The sequence below is a fragment of the Phormidium sp. CCY1219 genome (assembly GCF_055795085.1).
In genome coordinates this window covers 1-15,201 of record NZ_JAYFEQ010000826.1, presented here as the reverse complement: position 1 = coordinate 15,201, position 15,201 = coordinate 1, and the positions used below count along the sequence as shown (strand labels likewise).

Below are 15,201 nucleotides of genomic sequence, written 5' to 3'. Positions count from 1 at the left end.
GCGGGGGACCGGGGGTCAGTCGCTCGGCTTATATCCCCACGGATAAATCCGGGGGCTTTACGCCGATTCTCGGTAAATTGGGCGGCAATTTTTCAGGAAAACTGCAATCTGGGGTAGAGATGGCCACTGGTGGTTCTTTTGGATTCTTCTCGCCAGATCGCCGGAATGGAAGGTAGAGCGATTGCATGGGAAAGGCGCGGAAAAAGTCAGAGTTTTGCCGATGGATTGTGCTGGAGTTTACAAGAGTTCCAGGGATTGATGGAGTGGGGCTAGATGAAAAGCAAGACTAGCCCCGCAACGGAAATTGGCGATCGCAAATCCAACTGATGCATCGGTGAAGTGCAAGCACTGAGAAGCCAAATTGTAACGGCGATCGCATTTATTTACAAAACTTTACAGGACGGTTCTTTTCCCCCGAGCTCTCCGTTAAACCACAGGCGGGGGTGGGGAAACAAAATTGGAGTAAGCGGAGAGGGTTAGCTGATAATCGGTGTTGGGATTTTCCGCAAAAACGCGCAGGTAATAAGAGCCGGCGATCGCCGAGCCACCAAATGAGGTGCTAGGCCCCCCAAAACCACTCGACCCCATTAATCCATTCGCACCCGCCAAAAACACTTCTTCCGGTTGGAGAGTAGCATCTTCGTTTCCATCGCGATAAACTTCCAATCCCACTCCACTGCCATATAAAGAGACATTAAAACTCCCGTTACCGCTCAAGTTAAATCGGTAGTAATCGCTCGGATCGTTGCTGCCTCCCACCACATCATTAAAGGTCAGATTAAAATTATTCAAGCCCCCACCGAGATCTGCATTCAGACTATCCCCGGTATCCGTGGCGATCTCAGAAAAGGACACCGGATCCTCCAGAGTGGGAGCCTCGGGAAGCGATCCGGGCGGTTGTGCTGGAGTGCTGGGGGTGGGGGGCAACGGTGGCACGGGAACCGATGTAGCCGTGGAGGGATTGGGAGCCACCGGCGAGGACGGAATCGGGGCCGGCGGCGCAGGGGAGGAAGGGGAAGGGGGCGGCGGCGTCGGGGATGACCCGAATTCGGCATTTGACGGTGCCCCCAGACGTCCTTCATTCAGTCCAAAAGCTTGGAAATGTTCGAAGAGTTCCTCATTGGTGTCGATACCCGCTTCGCGCAAATCGGGATAGCTCTGTTGATAAAAGGAAGGGTCGAAGCGAGTGGAAAACTGCCGTCCTTCCGCAACACCCATATTTTCCAGATGATCGAATAACTGTCGGTTGGTGGTCAAACCGGCTTGGATTAAGTCGGGATTGCTTTGGCGATATACCTCGAGGTCGGCGATCGGGGAAAAAGGGCGATTTTCTGACACTCCCACATTGAGAAAGTGTTGTAACGCTTCCGTATCGTTTAACCCGCCCACGTCTGGATTGTTTCTGCGATAGAAGTTAGGGTCAAATAACCGTACTGCCATTAGAGTTTACCTCACAAACACTTGAGTTAATGGAGATGGTATCGCATTTGACGAGATTTGCCGACATATAGAGATGAAAAATCTCCTCCGGATTAGACCCAAGGACAAATAACCCATGACCAATCACCAAGGACAAATGACCCCCCGCGATCGGGCAAAAGCACGGGAGGATGGCAACATGGAGAAGCGGGAGCAGGCCCGGATCCGGGTGCGCGGCGGATTCTCGCCGCAGTAAATTTGCTCTTAGGCAGATAGAGATAAGGTATAATTGGCATTTACCCCGGCAAAGGCGCGATCGACCAAGACGAAGTAAGACCCGGCATCCAAACTGCGACTGATTAACTCCGGTGTAGTGCCGCTTTCCACCGACTGAGTAACCAGTTCCCCATCCTCGATCGCCCCATTGTTATTCATATCCTCATACAAGAACAACTCGGCATCATCGCTGAGATTCGTCAGCAGCAAGTTAACGTTGCGGGTATTATCCAGCACAAAACTGAAATAATCCTGCGGGTCGGAATCGCCTACAGATTCATCGATGGTTCGGTTGCCGGTTAAATTGCCCAAAATCAGGGCATCCCCCGGGGTATTTCCCCCTAAGTCTCCCGTCGCCGGCGAACTAATCAGGTTTAAATTGTAGGCGGTTTCTGCACCGGGAACTCCCTGAAAAACCTGAACGAAATAGTTTCCTTGGGTGAAAAACCCAGTCACTTCATCTTGCAGGGTTCCCTCTTCTTCGGAAATACCAATTCTCTCGGTGGATTCTAATACGCCATTGCTATTGCTGTCGAAAAAGACTTCTAGGTCTGCATCTTGGGTTAACCCATTGAGTACCACGCTTAAATTGGTCGGAATGTTCAAGTTAAAGCGGTAGTAATCCGTCACGTCGGCATTGCCGATCGCCTCATTTAAGGTACGAGTGTCGCTGATGGTTCCCAGGTCAAAAGCCGTGGCAGGAGTGTTGCCCGGATCCTCTGTGGCGGGTGGCTGTGGCGGGAGAATCGGCGGCGGGATTGGTCCTCCGGGAGAGGCAATTCTTCCTTCTTGGTTGCCCAGCAGTAAAAAATGCTCGAACGCCTCGCGAAAATCAAACCCAAAGGCTTGTTCTAAATCTGGGTTTGATGACAGATAAAATCGGGCATTAAAGTTCGGCGAAGAGGCTCGTCCCTCGGCTAGACCACTCAAGCGAAAGTGTTCCAGCCCATCTTCAAAATTAAAGCCTGCTTGCTGCAAGTCCTGGTTGGTGGCCAAATAAAAATTGGGGGAGAAAGTTACAGCGGCAGGGCGTCCTTCATTGATGCCAAAGTTACGAAAATGCTCGAATAATTGCTCGTTATTCAAGCCAGCAGCGGCTAAATCAGCATTGGAATTGCGATAAAAGGTCGGATTGAAATTAAACGAAAATTGCCGTCCTTCTGCCACACCAAAATTGGATAGATGCTCGAACAGTTGTCTGTTGCTGGTTAAACCGGCTTGGGCTAAGCCGGGGTTGGCTTGTCGATACCAATCTAAATCGACAATTGGGGAAAACAGGCGATTTTCGTTGACCCCAAAGTTGATAAAGTGTTGAAAAGCTTGCTGGTCTGTTAGGTTTTGCAAGTCTTGATTGACTGCTTTATAAAAGCTGGGATTAAATAAGTTTACGGCCATGATTTACCTCACACGCACTGACGTTCCTTTCAATTCGATTCCCTCCGGGGTAAGTTTGGCAATGAAGTCTTCGGGGAGGGAATGACTCGGATTGACTGGAATCGCCAACAACTGTTGGTCATCATAGCATAGGTTTTTAAGAGATGTTGAAAAGAAATGTTAAATTGGGACTAGAATGTTTGGAATCGAGCGACTACTCTAAGGGAGAGGTTTTGTGTCTGGGATAACAAGGGGTAAGTCAGGAAGTGGAATCGAATGAGAGAATCATCCCCCTATGGGTAGAGAATTGCCCAAAAATTTATAAAAATTAAAAGAGCGATCGCGCCGCTATAAAAAACTGGATAATTAACGGGATTTGAGAATAGCAACAGTTGCGGAAACGAAACGGAGAGAATTCGCCAGAACACAACCCTGTCGGATTTGTCAAATTGGGGGGATAGAAACAAGAACGCTTCGGGGAAACAGGAGAATGGGGCGGGGGGATTTGAGGGGATGAAATGGCAACAGAGCGATCGCAGGTTAAGTGAAGGCGGCACATTGGCGAAAATTGCTTCTGGTGGTGTGGGGGAGGGGAGCAATGGGTAGCAAGGGCGAAGCGCCCCGCGATCGCGCCTGTAAATAAAGCCCTCCCGAGGGCGATCGCTCGGTCAACTGTGTGGTACGAGATTGCCATCGCCCAGGCGCGTTTTGTCAGCCGTTTGAGTATTAATCGCATTCATCGCACTGACCACCTGTGAGATAGCCGCCGCCTGTTGTTTGGCAGTCAAGGCAATTTGCTGGTTGTTCGTAAAAATTTGCGCGATCGCCGCCGCCACCCCTTCAAATGCATCTGCCGTATTCGAGGCGATCGTCACCCCGGATTCCACCGTTTCCATCCCCTCATCCGTCGCCCTCGCCGTAGACTCGATCGCCGTTTGAATATCCGCCGCCAGGGTATTGATATTTTCTGCAGACACTTTACTTTGGTCCGCCAACTTGCGAATTTCACTTGCCACCACCCCGAATCCTTTGCCATGCTCTCCGGCGCGGACCGCTTCGATCGCCGCATTCAATGCCAGCATATTCGTTTGACTGGCTAAATTGCCCACCATACGAGCGATTTTGCCGATTTGACCGGCTTGCTGTTGCGTAAACCCAATCGCCTGGGCGATCGCCTTCACCTTTTCCTGTAACCGACTCATCCCCGCCTGAGTGCGCCCCACCGCAGAAGTCCCCTCCTCAGAAAGCGTCAGCGCCCGGTGGGCCTCGGCATCCGCCGCTGCCGCTTGTTCCGCCGTCGCCGCCGAAGAGGCGCTCAATTCATTCATCGTCGAGGTAATTTGAGTGAATGCCGTAGCCAAAGTGCGAGCCATTTCTTCTTGTTCCGCCGCCCGCTGTTCCAGTTGCTCGAACGCTTGTTTTAACGAAAATTCGGCGTGTTTGCGCTGAGTATCGATCGCCCCGAGAGAAAGCGAATTCCACCAAATTAACGCCGAAAAAATCACCACATTCAAAATCCCCAACAATGAAATTCCCATTTCCGGCGTGTACAGATGAGCGCGATAGCCCAATAACACCAACCAGCACAATAACGGGGGCATTGCCAGAGCTGCCGGATACAGTCGGCGCGCCATCAAACCCCCGGCATGGTGACTGGTAATCGTCCCCATCACTCCCACATCAGGACGCGCGAACAAAAGTGCAAAGCACAGCAGAATAAACGCCACTGCCGTATGCAATGCCATTGCCGTAAATGAGGAATCCAACATATAAAAAAAGGCATTGCCATACAGATAACCCAAAAACCCCAACAACGCCACTAAAAATGCAGCAATGGTGAAAAATTGTGCTGCCAGATAATTCCGCCGGGGAATGCAAAACAGCACTAACGCAGACCCCAACAACAGAAAATTAAACGCACTATTCGGTGCCATGCGGGTGCCGCTGTCGCCACAGCATCCACCGATTCCTGGAAAACCAGTTGGTCGATGCCCAAGTCAATATCGAAACTATATTGAATCAGTGTCAGCAAGCCAATGAGCAGGACAATTGTGGCACAGGCTAACGCGGCCCGGTGGCTCGAAGCAGATTCGCCTTCGCGATGCCACAACCACAAACAACAGCCGCCAAAAATAAACCCAAATGCCGTATTGGCTTTCATCGTTACCAATCCCGGAAGCACGCTTTTGAGCAATCCAATGTCAAACATCCAACCGACAATCACCATTGCCCCGATCGCGATCGCTACAATACTTGCAATCCGAGAAGCCCATTGCAATCCTTCCATGTCTTGTAAGTGGCTGGTTTGCAGTAGTTGCCCGGTGTTTCCCTTCATCATCTTGCTCCCTCAATAGAGTTTGGCAGTTTTCACCCTGTGGCGTTTCCACCCGCTTGTTTTTCTTTGTCAAATTACCAAAATTTCGATACAATTATTCTCGGCTGAGAAATAAACATCTCGGCACTGCACCGAAGTGCCGCCCGTGGAACCTAATTGTTTATAGGCAATCGAGGCAAACCAAACTGTATCGATAGACACGGTGGCCACTTTTACGGGGCGATCGCTTCGGTTTCGATCCAGGGCTAGCAGACGGCATCGGTGGCGTCAGCGAGAGAAAAAACCGGGAGTTAATGTTAAAATAGCTCAAAGACTGGGCGATCGACTGATTTTTAAACGTGAGGGCGGATAATCTTCACCCATGAAAGAGCTAGAGAAATACTATCGAGTGCTGGGATTAGAGCCGGGAGCCTCCCTAGAAGAGGTCAACCAAGCCTATAAAGATTTGGTATTTGTTTGGCATCCCGATCGCTTTCCCAAAGAAAACCAGCGCCTGGTGTCCAAAGCACAAGAAAAAATCAAAGAAATCAATCTAGCGCGGGAAAAATTGCGCGCCCTCGGGTCGAAAGCGCCAACCGCAAAGCGCCAGCGATCGCCCGCCTCCACCACAGCGCGCCACTCGCCCAAACCTCCACCTTCATCGCCCGATCGCCCCCAAGGCGATCGGGTCGATTCGCGCACCCATCACCGAGCCAAACAACCGCACAATCCCGACTGGAGTGGAGCCGATTTTCGCCGCGCCAATTTACGCGAAAAAGACCTATCCGGCAGACAATTAAGCCATGCCAACTTCAAGCATGCCAACTTACAAGATGCATTTTTGCACAAAACCAATCTCGCCGGTGCCAATCTCGAACATGCCAACTTATTTCGCGCCAATTTATTGCAAGCCAACCTGGCCGGCGCTAACCTACAACATGCCAATTTAATCGGTGCAGATTTAAGCGGAGCTGACTTAAGCGGTGCCGATTTGCGCGGGGCAAAAATTGGCACCGCCGACCGAATTTTAGTCAAACTCATCGGCGCAAAACTCACCCTAGCCATTTTACCCGATGGGCGAATTCATCAATAGAGAGACGAACATTAATTCCCCCCAAAGACAACAGTGGCATTAGCTGAGCCAGCCAACGCCACTGTGGAAAAAATAGCCCCAGTTAAACGTCGGAACTATCCGCTTCGTTTTGTTCCGGGGAGGAGCGGTCAGTTTCCTGACCCGGAGAGTCGGAACGGTCTGCTGTCGGCGCAGTTTGAGATTTCGCTTCACCGGGCTGTCGCGCAGGGTCTACCGCCGCCGGTTCGCTTCTTCTCGATCGCACCTCCAGGGTATCGCGATCGCCACTCTCCTCGTCCGCCGGATGCTCTGGCATCGCCTCTGGTGCTGATGGCTCCTCGGTTTCCGTGGCCTCTTTCACGACTTCGGTAGCCTCTTCCACCACCGCTTTCGCTTCGTTCACCACCTCCGTCACCTCTTCCACCATCGCTTGTGTGGCCTCTTCCACCACCTCTTTGACCTCTTCCACCTCTTCCTCAGCAGGTGTTTCCGCCTCGGTGGGTGCAGGTGTGTCTACTGGCGTCACCGCTTCCGCTTCCTGCACCGGCGTCGCCTCCTCCATCGGCTCAATAGTGGTTTCCGCCGGCGGGGTCAGTTGGGCTTCCGGTGCAAATTCTTCCACCGGTTCGGGGGTGACTCGTTCTGCGAGTTCCCCTTCTGGCGCAGACTCTTGCGCGGCTTCCACCAGATCCGCTTCCGGGGGCTGAGGCGGCGTGGCGTTCTCTTCGGTCACGGTATCCTCGAGGGCGATCGCCGCTTCCTGGTCAGCCACCGCCTCGGTTTCCATCGTCAGCCCCGGGGCTAACCCTTCCACAGACTCCGCCTCCGCTTCCGCACTCGGCGTCTGCTCTGGCGCTGGCGCTTCCGGCGCAGGTTCCGGTTTCGACTTTGGCTTTACCTTCAGCACGCCGCGAATGCCTCCTTGCACTTTATTCCATAACCCCTTAAGCGGCTCGAGGGTTTCGCTCACCACCACACCCACAGGTTTTTTCCCTGTGGGTTCCGGTTGCGGTTTCGCCTCGGTTTCCACCTCCTGCGGCGGCGCTTCCGGGGTCGCAACCTCTGGTTCTAGTTCGGCTTCAAATTCAAAGTCCTCCTCATCCTCTAGTTGCGATTCCGGTTGGGCGGTTGCCCCTTCTAGGGCCGCCGCCCCGGGCATCTGTTCGGTTTCCGAGGATTCCGCCTCGGTGGGGGCTTCCGTTTCTCCCCCTTCAATCGTCACTGTGGCTTCAGTGCCCAGCATATCCGCCGGCTGTGGCTCTCCTTCCACCACCGTTTCCGGTTCCGTCGCCGCTGGTTCCACCCATTCCTCTGGGCGAGGCGGTTGACTCTCTTCTTCCACCGGTGGGGGAGCAGTTTCGGTCTCCTTCTCCACTGGCTTTTCTTTCGGTTTGCCTTTAAATAAGCCCGTAACGCCCCCAGGTAGTCCGAAGCGTTTCTTCGGTTTCGGCGCAGTCTCCACCGCCGGCGTCTCCGCTTCCGGAGTCACTGGGGTGGTTTCCGCTGCGGGCGGTTCTTCCACTGGCGCTACAGTGGGTTCGGTTTCCCTGGGGACGGGGACGGGCACGGCTTCGGCTTCCGGCGCAACCTCCGGCGGCGCGGAGACGGGTTTCGCCGGCGATTTGCCTTTGAATAAGCTGCCAATCCGTCCGGTTAACTGGGAGACATTGTTCAGTTGCTCCTCAGAAACCTGGGTGCGATCGCCCAGGGGGGTGGCTTGTCGTCGCAAGCTCATCGCTTGCCAGCCAAACCATCCTAACAAGGCCACACTGGCACTCTGTCCGAGCAACACCGCACCGGTCAGGCGTCCGGCACAAAACCATAGCACTAAGGCATAAAACAGTCCAACGCCACTCCAAACGATGTCGCCTTTGCGATGGACTTCTGGAAAAAAGAATGCGGCCATGTAAATCGCGAAGCTCCCGAGAGCTACGACTAAGGCCAAAATGTATGGAAGCATTTTCCCGGTTCCCCCTGCTGTCAATTTTTACAGACGACTTGCCCCAGTCGTCTTTACCAGCTCATTCTACCGTTCACTTTCGCCCCCCTGCGCTTCAAGGCGGACAATCTCACTCGCTTCGCCCGATACTACCGGATTTTCTCCGCCGGGGCAAGGCAGTATTAACCTCGGATGGGTGGTATTTTTTATCACTATTTTGCCCGGTTGTCAAGTTTCGCGGGAGAGAATTATCCCCGGACAATCGGACAAATGCACGGCGCGATCGCTGAGTCTGTTTTTCCAGAGCCGAGGTTTTCCAACTTTTCCTTACTTGGGAGGGAGGACTCAACCCCAGTCTTAAGATATTCTTTACTGGACAACTGAAGCGATCGGGCTAACCTTAAAGGTAATTGATTCTGAAACGCAAAGGTCAGTAGAAATTTATGTCAAAGCAAAAATTTGGTGTCATTGGTCTGGGCGTCATGGGTGAAAACCTGGCGCTGAATGTGGAAAGCAAAGGGTTCCCCGTAGCGGTCTATAATCGTACCAGCAGCGTCACCGAAAATTTTATGGCCTCCCGGGGATCGGGCAAGCAAGTGAAAGCCACTTACTCGATGGAAGATTTTGTCGCCGCTTTAGAGCGCCCTCGCCGGATCCTGCTGATGGTCAAAGCCGGCGGCCCGGTGGATGCGGTCATCGGACAGCTCAAGCCTCTGCTGCAAGAAGGTGATATGATAGTCGATGGCGGTAATTCTCTCTACGAAGATACGGAACGTCGCACGAAAGACTTAGAATCCGCTGGATTGGCATACATGGGCATGGGGGTCAGCGGTGGCGAAGAAGGCGCGCTCAACGGTCCGAGTCTGATGCCAGGAGGCACCCAACAAGCTTACAAAGATTTAGAGCCGATTTTGACCAAGATTGCGGCGCAGGTGGATGATGGCCCTTGCGTCACCTATATCGGCCCGGGGGGTGCCGGACACTATGTGAAAATGGTTCACAATGGTATCGAATACGGCGATATGCAGCTCATCGCGGAGGCGTATGACCTGCTCAAAAGTGCCGTGGGTCTCGAAGGCGAGCAATTGCATCAGGTGTTTTCCGAGTGGAATACCACCGAGGAACTCAATTCGTTTTTAATCGAAATTACTGCGGATATCTTTAAGTACACCGACCCGGACACCAAGAAACCTCTGGTGGAGGTGATTATGGATGCGGCGGGACAAAAGGGCACCGGTCGTTGGACGGTGATTAATGCTTTGGAACTGGGCGTGTCTATTCCTACGATAACGGCGGCGGTGAATGCCAGGGTGATGTCTTCCCTGAAAGATGAGCGGGTTGCAGCATCTCAGGAGTTGCCCGGACCGACGGCAAAATATGATGGCGATCCGAAGGCGTTTATCAATAAGGTTCGCGATGCGCTCTATTGCTCTAAGATTTGCTCTTACGCTCAGGGAATGGGTCTGCTGGGCAAAGCGTCGTCAGAGTTTGGCTATCAGTTGAATTTGAGTGAGACTGCCCGGATTTGGAAGGGCGGCTGTATTATTCGCGCTGGCTTCTTGGATAAAATAAAGACGGCTTTCCAGCAAAATCCCGGTCTGCCCAATTTGTTGCTGGCACCGGAGTTTAAGCAAACGATTTTAGACCGCCAGTCCGCATGGCGCGATGTGCTGGCAACGGCAAATCAGTTGGGCATTCCGGTGCCGGCGTTTAGTGCTTCGTTGGATTATTTTGATAGCTATCGTCGCGATCGCTTGCCGCAAAATCTCACTCAAGCCCAACGGGATTACTTCGGCGCTCACACCTACGAGCGCGTAGATAAACCCCGGGGCGAGTTCTTCCACACGGAATGGACGAAGTGGGACGAGCAAACTCAGCGCACTGGCGGCGAACCCGCATAAACTAACCTTGTTCCCAGCACGTGCTGGGAACGCTTTCCCCGAAAAATGTATAGGCAACATAATTTGCCTGCTGTCTTAACCGATTTAATAACAGGAGTTTACCCATGAGTACCGAACAACAGGTGAGTAAGCGATCGGATCTGCTCGATCGCCGCGTTATCAATCGCGCTACGGCTGATGAAATCGGCAAACTTGACGAATTGTGGCTCGACCCCCAATCCCACAAGGTTGTCGGTTTTAGCTGCAAGGCAGGTTTTCTGGGCATGAAGAAAAACTTCTTCAGTTGGAACCAAATTCATACCATCGGTCAGGATAGCGTTTTAATTAATTTCGACGCCGAGGCATCGGCTGAGGAAAAACCGGAAGGGGTGATGAATGCGATCGGGCATGAAGTCCTCACCGATACCGGCACCACCGCCGGTCAATTGGTAGATTACATGATTGCCACCCAAACCGGCACCGTGGTTAGCTATTTGTTTAAATCCAGCGGTTGGCGTGGTGCAGTGGGAGGTACCTATCTCCTGTCACCGGAGGATATTTCCAGTTTTGGCAGCAAACGCCTGATTGTTGTCGAAAGTGCGGTGCAAGAACCGCAACAATATACCGAAGGTATGAATCAACGACTCAATAAAGTCGGCGAATTGCTGCAAAATGATTACGATAAAACCATGAAAGATTTGCGCGGTTTAATTAAAGGCGCGCAAGATGTCTCAGAACAAGCCCAAAATCGCCTGCAGGACGTCTCCGGACAAGCGCGAGAAGATGCTCTCAATTTCGCCGATCGCGCCCGGGATAAAGCCCAAGAAGTGGCGGAACAAACTCGCGATCGCGTGGCGCAAATGAAAGACCAAGAGCAACAAGAAGCATCGACTCACATCGGTCAAACCTCTCCCGAAAGCCCACCCACTCCCGAACCCACCCCGGAATCTCAAGAAAATCAGCAATAAGAGCGGATTGTTGCGGGGCGGATGATTCAAATCCCCCCGCTATTCTCGGGCAATCGGGAATTTATCGACAAATTCTCCCCACATTCACACCCTCTTAAATGCAACATCACCGCAGAAGCCAGTCCAGACCACACCGGGGTATTGACCTCCGCTTTTCTTAACCCTGCTGCAGTCCAATCGTTACAAGTTTTAAATAGGCTATAACTGCCGGTAGCAGCATAAAATCCACTGCTGGCGTTATAACCCGCCGCGATTCTCTCGGGTTTATCTCGCTCATCTAGCTGAAAAGAATTTTCGATAAAATTCATTAAAGCAAGATAATTTTTCGGGTTGATTTTAACGCATTTAATCTCCAGATAATTTGGCAAGCGATCGTAGCCTTTTACCTGCATCACCGAGGGAGTCGGGAAAAATAATGCTTTCAGGGCGTTGGAGAATTCTAAATCCGACCAAGTAGGCGTATTCAGATAAACTTCTCTATCTCCCCAACTAAAGCTCAAATAGCGATAATTTTCTACCGCATCCCTGCCAATATCGGCGAGGGAGAGGGTTTGACTCCAATCATACCACTGATTGCTTACCGGCACTACAATGTTGGTGTGAACCCCGGTGTTAGAAACGTACAGTTTGGCGCGGCAATTGTCTTGCATTACATTGCCTAATTTTGTCGGCGCAACGTAACCAAAACCCAATGCAATGGCAAGGGTTCCTGTGGTGAACAACAAGCCAAGGGTGATTTTTTTGCAAAGGGTTCGCGCGTTCATTTGCAATCGGGAAGCGGCTCAATCTTTTTGCTGAATTACTATTCCATCTAGCCTCATTTTGTAGGAGTTTCCGCTTGTAGAGACGCGATGAATCGCGTCTCTACAGTGTGGGCGTTCCCGTGGAATCTGGGAAGGAGTCAGAGGAAGTTAAAGGAGTTTTTTTTTACTCCCTGCTACATTATGTGCCAACGGATTCTTTGGCGGCGTACATGACTTCGAGGGTGATTTCCTCGATACCGCGATCGCGAGCGAATTTTTCGGTATTGCGTTTCACTTTTGAGCGCACGAAACCGGGCACTTTGTTTAATTCAGCTTGCGCGTCTTTGGTCCAATTCAAATCGGAATCGGCAGAAATCGTCTTCTGAATTGCTTCTTTCGTATCGTGTCCGCCGAATATTTCTAGCAGGTGGTCTTCCATTCCCAGGGTAAAGGAATTGTAAACCAAATCGACAATTTGATTGGCTCCTTCATAGCCGACAAAGGGTTTGTAACCTACGGGGAAGTTTTGGATGTGAATTGGGGCAGCAATGACGCCACAGGGAATATTTAAGCGTTTGCCCACGTGGCGTTCCATTTGGGTGCCGAAAATGGCAGCAGGTTCCAGACGGGCGATCGCATCGGCAATGGCTCCATTATCGTCGCTAATTAAAATTTCGTCGCAGTATTCGCTTACTTGTTCCCGGAACCAATCCGCATCATATTTGCAGTATGTTCCCGCCAAAACCACGTGAATTCCCATTTCTCGCGCCAAAATTTTGGTGATTGCCGCCGCATGAGTATTGTCCCCAAAAACTACGGCTTTTTTCCCGGTTAAATTCTGGCAGTCAATCGACCGAGAAAACCAGGCAGCTTGGGAGACAAATCGGGTTTGATTGTCGATATAATCTTCGCCATCGATTTGCGCCCCTTGTTCGTTTATCACTTGCTGAATTTTGCGAATGCAGCGGGCGGTTTCCACGATTCCCATCGGCGCGATATCTACATAGGGAGTGCCGAATTCTTGTTGCAGGTATTTCGCCGCCATCATGCCGATTTCGCGATAGGGAACCAGGTTACACCAGGCGCGGGGCAGATTTTTTAATTGGTGTACCGAAGCGCCTTCGGGAATAATGGCGTTAATTTCAATGCCGAGATCCGCCATCAGGCGTTTGAGTTCGGTGCAGTCGTGGTTGTTGTGAAATCCGAGGGTGGAAATGCCGATGATATTGACTGAGGGTTTTTCGGTTTTGGTTGCGGGCAGTTGGTTTTTCTTTTTGGCTTTTTCGATGTAGTATTGAATGATTTGGTGCAGGGTGCGATCGGCGGCTTGCAGTTCGTTGACGCGGTAGTGGTTGACATCAGCAAGCATCACATCGCTGTTGGCATCCATCTGCGCCCGTTCGACAAAGTTGTTTAAATCTTCTTGCAAGATGCTGGAGGTGCAGGTGGGGGTGAGAACGATTAAATCTGGGGTGACTTCTTTATCTTTGCGGACGATGTTATCGATGACTTTTTCTTGGGAACCGCGCGCGAGAACGTTGCGATCGACGATGCTGGCAGTTACTGGGGTGTAATCGCGCTCCCGCTCTAGCATGGAACGCATTACATTGAAGTAGTCATCCCCGAGAGGGGCGTGCATAATGGCATGAACGTTCTTAAAAGAACTGGCAATGCGAAGCGTGCCAATGTGGGCGGGACCTGCATACATCCAGTAAGCCAATTTCATGTGTTTTTTCTCCCGTTTTCTCTTCAAATACAGCGGTTTGCGACGGATGGGGCAAGGGTTGCTCGGTAGGCATTTTTGCCCGCTTTTCTCCGCATTTTATCGGCGCTGACGAGGGGGAATTAATAGGAATAGTTACCTAGTTCATTTCCCCGACCCGGTTTGCGATTCAGATCCAGACTAAAACTAAATAAAGGGTTTTTGAATTTAATGTAAAAAATATTAATATTTCGAGAAATTTTGTAATTTTTGGCCAGGGTGACGGTGGCAAATGGATTGTCTGGAGGTGAACCTAGAGGGGTTACGCGGCGCGCTCCTTTTATTGACAACCTGCAATGTGTAAATTGCCGACAACGGATATCTTGCCCCCTTCCCGATAAACGCCGGGGACTAATATGGCACTACCCTATCCTCACCCCCGGTGGCTGGCAATTTGATAAAATTGGGATAAAATAATCCTCAAACCTGCCAAGCACAAACCCATGAAACGGACCACGGCAAAATGGACAGTAGAAGACTACCATCGGATAATATGCCGGCATTTTAGAAGGGCGGTAGGTGGAGTTATTGAATGGAGAAATGCTCGAAATCACCCCTGCAGGAAAAGCTGGTGCTTACTGTAGCGATGAAGCGGTAGAATATCTGATTTATCTGTTCGGAAATCGCGCCAAAGTTCGTCAAACCAAACCGATTACTTTGCTACAGAGTAACTCTGAACTTGAACCGGATATTGCGGTGGTTGAACGCCGGTGACGAGAGTATCGAGAGCATTCTCCCTATCCCGAAAATATTTTTTTGCTGGTAGAATATGCCAATATAGCAATCCTAAATCAGTGGTGTCATGGATCCGGGTCTGAAAGGCTGGGAGTGCGAGCATCTTGCTCCCTAGTTTTGTTACAAATCATTTAGGACTGCTATATCAGTTTCAATAAAGACTGGGAAGTAAAAAGCAAAGTGTACGCTACAACAGGAATTACTCAATATTTGATTGTTAATTGGCAACCCAGACAACTTTTTGTTTTCAGAAGACCCACTGCAAAGGGTTACCAGTCAGAAGAAATTTTAACCCAGGGTGAGATTAATCCGGTGGCATGTCCTGATGTTGCTGTTGCGATCGCGCGATTGTTCGGTGAGTTAAATGCGTGAGGACACTGTGGAATCAAGGGAATAAAAATTATGGCTTTCGATGAGGGAGATCGCCAGGAAAAACATCATCAATTGAGTCAATATTTCCCGCAGCAATATCTTGACGTACCCTATCAGCCAAAGCATTCCACTGGCGATCGCTGGTGGCTTCAAAACGAGATTTCCACTGGCGCTCATCTTCTAGCTCAGCCAGCAGACGAGAGGCGATCGCATTCTGTTCGTCTTCTGTGAGCTTCTCTATCTCTGCAACGACACGCCGAAGTAATTCAGTCATGATGATAACCTCCGATACGTTTGGAAACCCCCGTGCTTTAGCCGGGGGAGGAAAAACGAACTTGCGGCTTTAG

13 protein-coding genes are annotated in these 15,201 nt (G+C 51.2%); 5 read left to right on the top strand and 8 right to left on the bottom strand.

The window, feature by feature from the left end:
• Nucleotides 1–426 precede the first annotated feature (426 nt).
• From AC0QH1_RS26175 to AC0QH1_RS26160, 4 genes are all read right to left on the bottom strand, one after another.
• Nucleotides 427–1,440, bottom strand: a complete 1,014-nt coding sequence (locus AC0QH1_RS26175) for a hypothetical protein (RefSeq protein WP_324634393.1) — start codon at nucleotides 1,438–1,440, stop codon at nucleotides 427–429.
• Between the two features lie 243 nt (nucleotides 1,441–1,683).
• Complete coding sequence (locus AC0QH1_RS26170) at nucleotides 1,684–3,090, bottom strand: hypothetical protein (RefSeq protein WP_324634392.1); 1,407 nt, start codon at nucleotides 3,088–3,090, stop codon at nucleotides 1,684–1,686.
• 647 nt (nucleotides 3,091–3,737) lie between these two features.
• Complete coding sequence (locus AC0QH1_RS26165) at nucleotides 3,738–5,003, bottom strand: methyl-accepting chemotaxis protein (protein ID WP_324634391.1); 1,266 nt, start codon at nucleotides 5,001–5,003, stop codon at nucleotides 3,738–3,740.
• Nucleotides 4,955–5,407, bottom strand: coding sequence for a hypothetical protein (locus AC0QH1_RS26160; RefSeq protein WP_324634390.1), 453 nt, complete (start codon nucleotides 5,405–5,407; stop codon nucleotides 4,955–4,957). The genes AC0QH1_RS26165 and AC0QH1_RS26160 overlap by 49 nt, the downstream gene beginning before the upstream one ends.
• A gap of 358 nt (nucleotides 5,408–5,765) precedes the next feature.
• On the opposite strand from AC0QH1_RS26160, the gene AC0QH1_RS26155 reads away from it, so the two are divergent.
• Nucleotides 5,766–6,476 (top strand): pentapeptide repeat-containing protein, encoded by a 711-nt coding sequence (locus AC0QH1_RS26155; RefSeq protein ID WP_324634389.1) that lies wholly within the window; start codon nucleotides 5,766–5,768, stop codon nucleotides 6,474–6,476.
• An 82-nt stretch (nucleotides 6,477–6,558) separates the two neighbouring features.
• Here AC0QH1_RS26155 and AC0QH1_RS26150 read toward each other — a convergent pair whose 3' ends face one another.
• Entirely contained in the window at nucleotides 6,559–8,415 is a 1,857-nt protein-coding gene (locus AC0QH1_RS26150) for a Ycf66 family protein (RefSeq protein ID WP_324634388.1), read from the bottom strand.
• Between the two features lie 422 nt (nucleotides 8,416–8,837).
• Between AC0QH1_RS26150 and gnd the strand changes: the two genes are divergently transcribed.
• Together gnd and AC0QH1_RS26140 are read left to right on the top strand one after the other, a co-directional pair.
• The gene (gene gnd, locus AC0QH1_RS26145) at nucleotides 8,838–10,295 is read left to right on the top strand and encodes a decarboxylating NADP(+)-dependent phosphogluconate dehydrogenase (RefSeq protein WP_324634387.1); all 1,458 of its coding nucleotides are present in this window, start codon (nucleotides 8,838–8,840) and stop codon (nucleotides 10,293–10,295) included.
• Nucleotides 10,296–10,399: 104 nt separating this feature from the next.
• Complete coding sequence (locus AC0QH1_RS26140; protein ID WP_324634386.1) at nucleotides 10,400–11,242, top strand: PRC-barrel domain-containing protein; 843 nt, start codon at nucleotides 10,400–10,402, stop codon at nucleotides 11,240–11,242.
• A gap of 26 nt (nucleotides 11,243–11,268) precedes the next feature.
• On the opposite strand, the gene AC0QH1_RS26135 is transcribed toward AC0QH1_RS26140, so the two are convergent.
• Together AC0QH1_RS26135 and bchB are read right to left on the bottom strand one after the other, a co-directional pair.
• A complete protein-coding gene (locus tag AC0QH1_RS26135) occupies nucleotides 11,269–11,892 on the bottom strand; it encodes a DUF2459 domain-containing protein (RefSeq protein WP_324634385.1) in 624 nt (207 codons plus the stop codon).
• Nucleotides 11,893–12,184: 292 nt separating this feature from the next.
• Nucleotides 12,185–13,711 carry a ferredoxin:protochlorophyllide reductase (ATP-dependent) subunit B gene (bchB, locus tag AC0QH1_RS26130; protein ID WP_324634384.1) on the bottom strand — a complete coding sequence of 509 codons (1,527 nt, stop codon included), beginning with the start codon at nucleotides 13,709–13,711 and terminating at the stop codon, nucleotides 12,185–12,187.
• 555 nt (nucleotides 13,712–14,266) lie between these two features.
• Between bchB and AC0QH1_RS26125 the strand changes: the two genes are divergently transcribed.
• Both AC0QH1_RS26125 and AC0QH1_RS26120 read left to right on the top strand, forming a co-directional pair.
• Nucleotides 14,267–14,461 (top strand): PDDEXK family nuclease, encoded by a 195-nt coding sequence (locus AC0QH1_RS26125; RefSeq protein WP_324634383.1) that lies wholly within the window; start codon nucleotides 14,267–14,269, stop codon nucleotides 14,459–14,461.
• A gap of 165 nt (nucleotides 14,462–14,626) precedes the next feature.
• Nucleotides 14,627–14,854, top strand: a complete 228-nt coding sequence (locus AC0QH1_RS26120) for a Uma2 family endonuclease (protein WP_442957368.1) — start codon at nucleotides 14,627–14,629, stop codon at nucleotides 14,852–14,854.
• A 28-nt stretch (nucleotides 14,855–14,882) separates the two neighbouring features.
• On the opposite strand, the gene AC0QH1_RS26115 is transcribed toward AC0QH1_RS26120, so the two are convergent.
• Nucleotides 14,883–15,128, bottom strand: a complete 246-nt coding sequence (locus AC0QH1_RS26115; RefSeq protein WP_324634382.1) for a hypothetical protein — start codon at nucleotides 15,126–15,128, stop codon at nucleotides 14,883–14,885.
• Nucleotides 15,129–15,201: the final 73 nt, after the last annotated feature.

Excerpts from the sequence above, each read along its gene's own strand:
- AC0QH1_RS26175 (WP_324634393.1), bottom strand. The coding sequence starts at position 1,440 with ATGGCAGTACGGTTATTTGACCCTAACTTCTATCGCAGAAACAATCCA.
- AC0QH1_RS26170 (WP_324634392.1), bottom strand. The coding sequence starts at position 3,090 with ATGGCCGTAAACTTATTTAATCCCAGCTTTTATAAAGCAGTCAATCAA.
- AC0QH1_RS26165 (WP_324634391.1), bottom strand. The coding sequence starts at position 5,003 with ATGGCACCGAATAGTGCGTTTAATTTTCTGTTGTTGGGGTCTGCGTTA.
- AC0QH1_RS26160 (WP_324634390.1), bottom strand. The coding sequence starts at position 5,407 with ATGATGAAGGGAAACACCGGGCAACTACTGCAAACCAGCCACTTACAA.
- AC0QH1_RS26155 (WP_324634389.1), top strand. The coding sequence starts at position 5,766 with ATGAAAGAGCTAGAGAAATACTATCGAGTGCTGGGATTAGAGCCGGGA.
- AC0QH1_RS26150 (WP_324634388.1), bottom strand. The coding sequence starts at position 8,415 with ATGCTTCCATACATTTTGGCCTTAGTCGTAGCTCTCGGGAGCTTCGCG.
- gnd (WP_324634387.1), top strand. The coding sequence starts at position 8,838 with ATGTCAAAGCAAAAATTTGGTGTCATTGGTCTGGGCGTCATGGGTGAA.
- AC0QH1_RS26140 (WP_324634386.1), top strand. The coding sequence starts at position 10,400 with ATGAGTACCGAACAACAGGTGAGTAAGCGATCGGATCTGCTCGATCGC.
- AC0QH1_RS26135 (WP_324634385.1), bottom strand. The coding sequence starts at position 11,892 with ATGCAAGACAATTGCCGCGCCAAACTGTACGTTTCTAACACCGGGGTT.
- bchB (WP_324634384.1), bottom strand. The coding sequence starts at position 13,711 with ATGAAATTGGCTTACTGGATGTATGCAGGTCCCGCCCACATTGGCACG.
- AC0QH1_RS26115 (WP_324634382.1), bottom strand. The coding sequence starts at position 15,128 with ATGACTGAATTACTTCGGCGTGTCGTTGCAGAGATAGAGAAGCTCACA.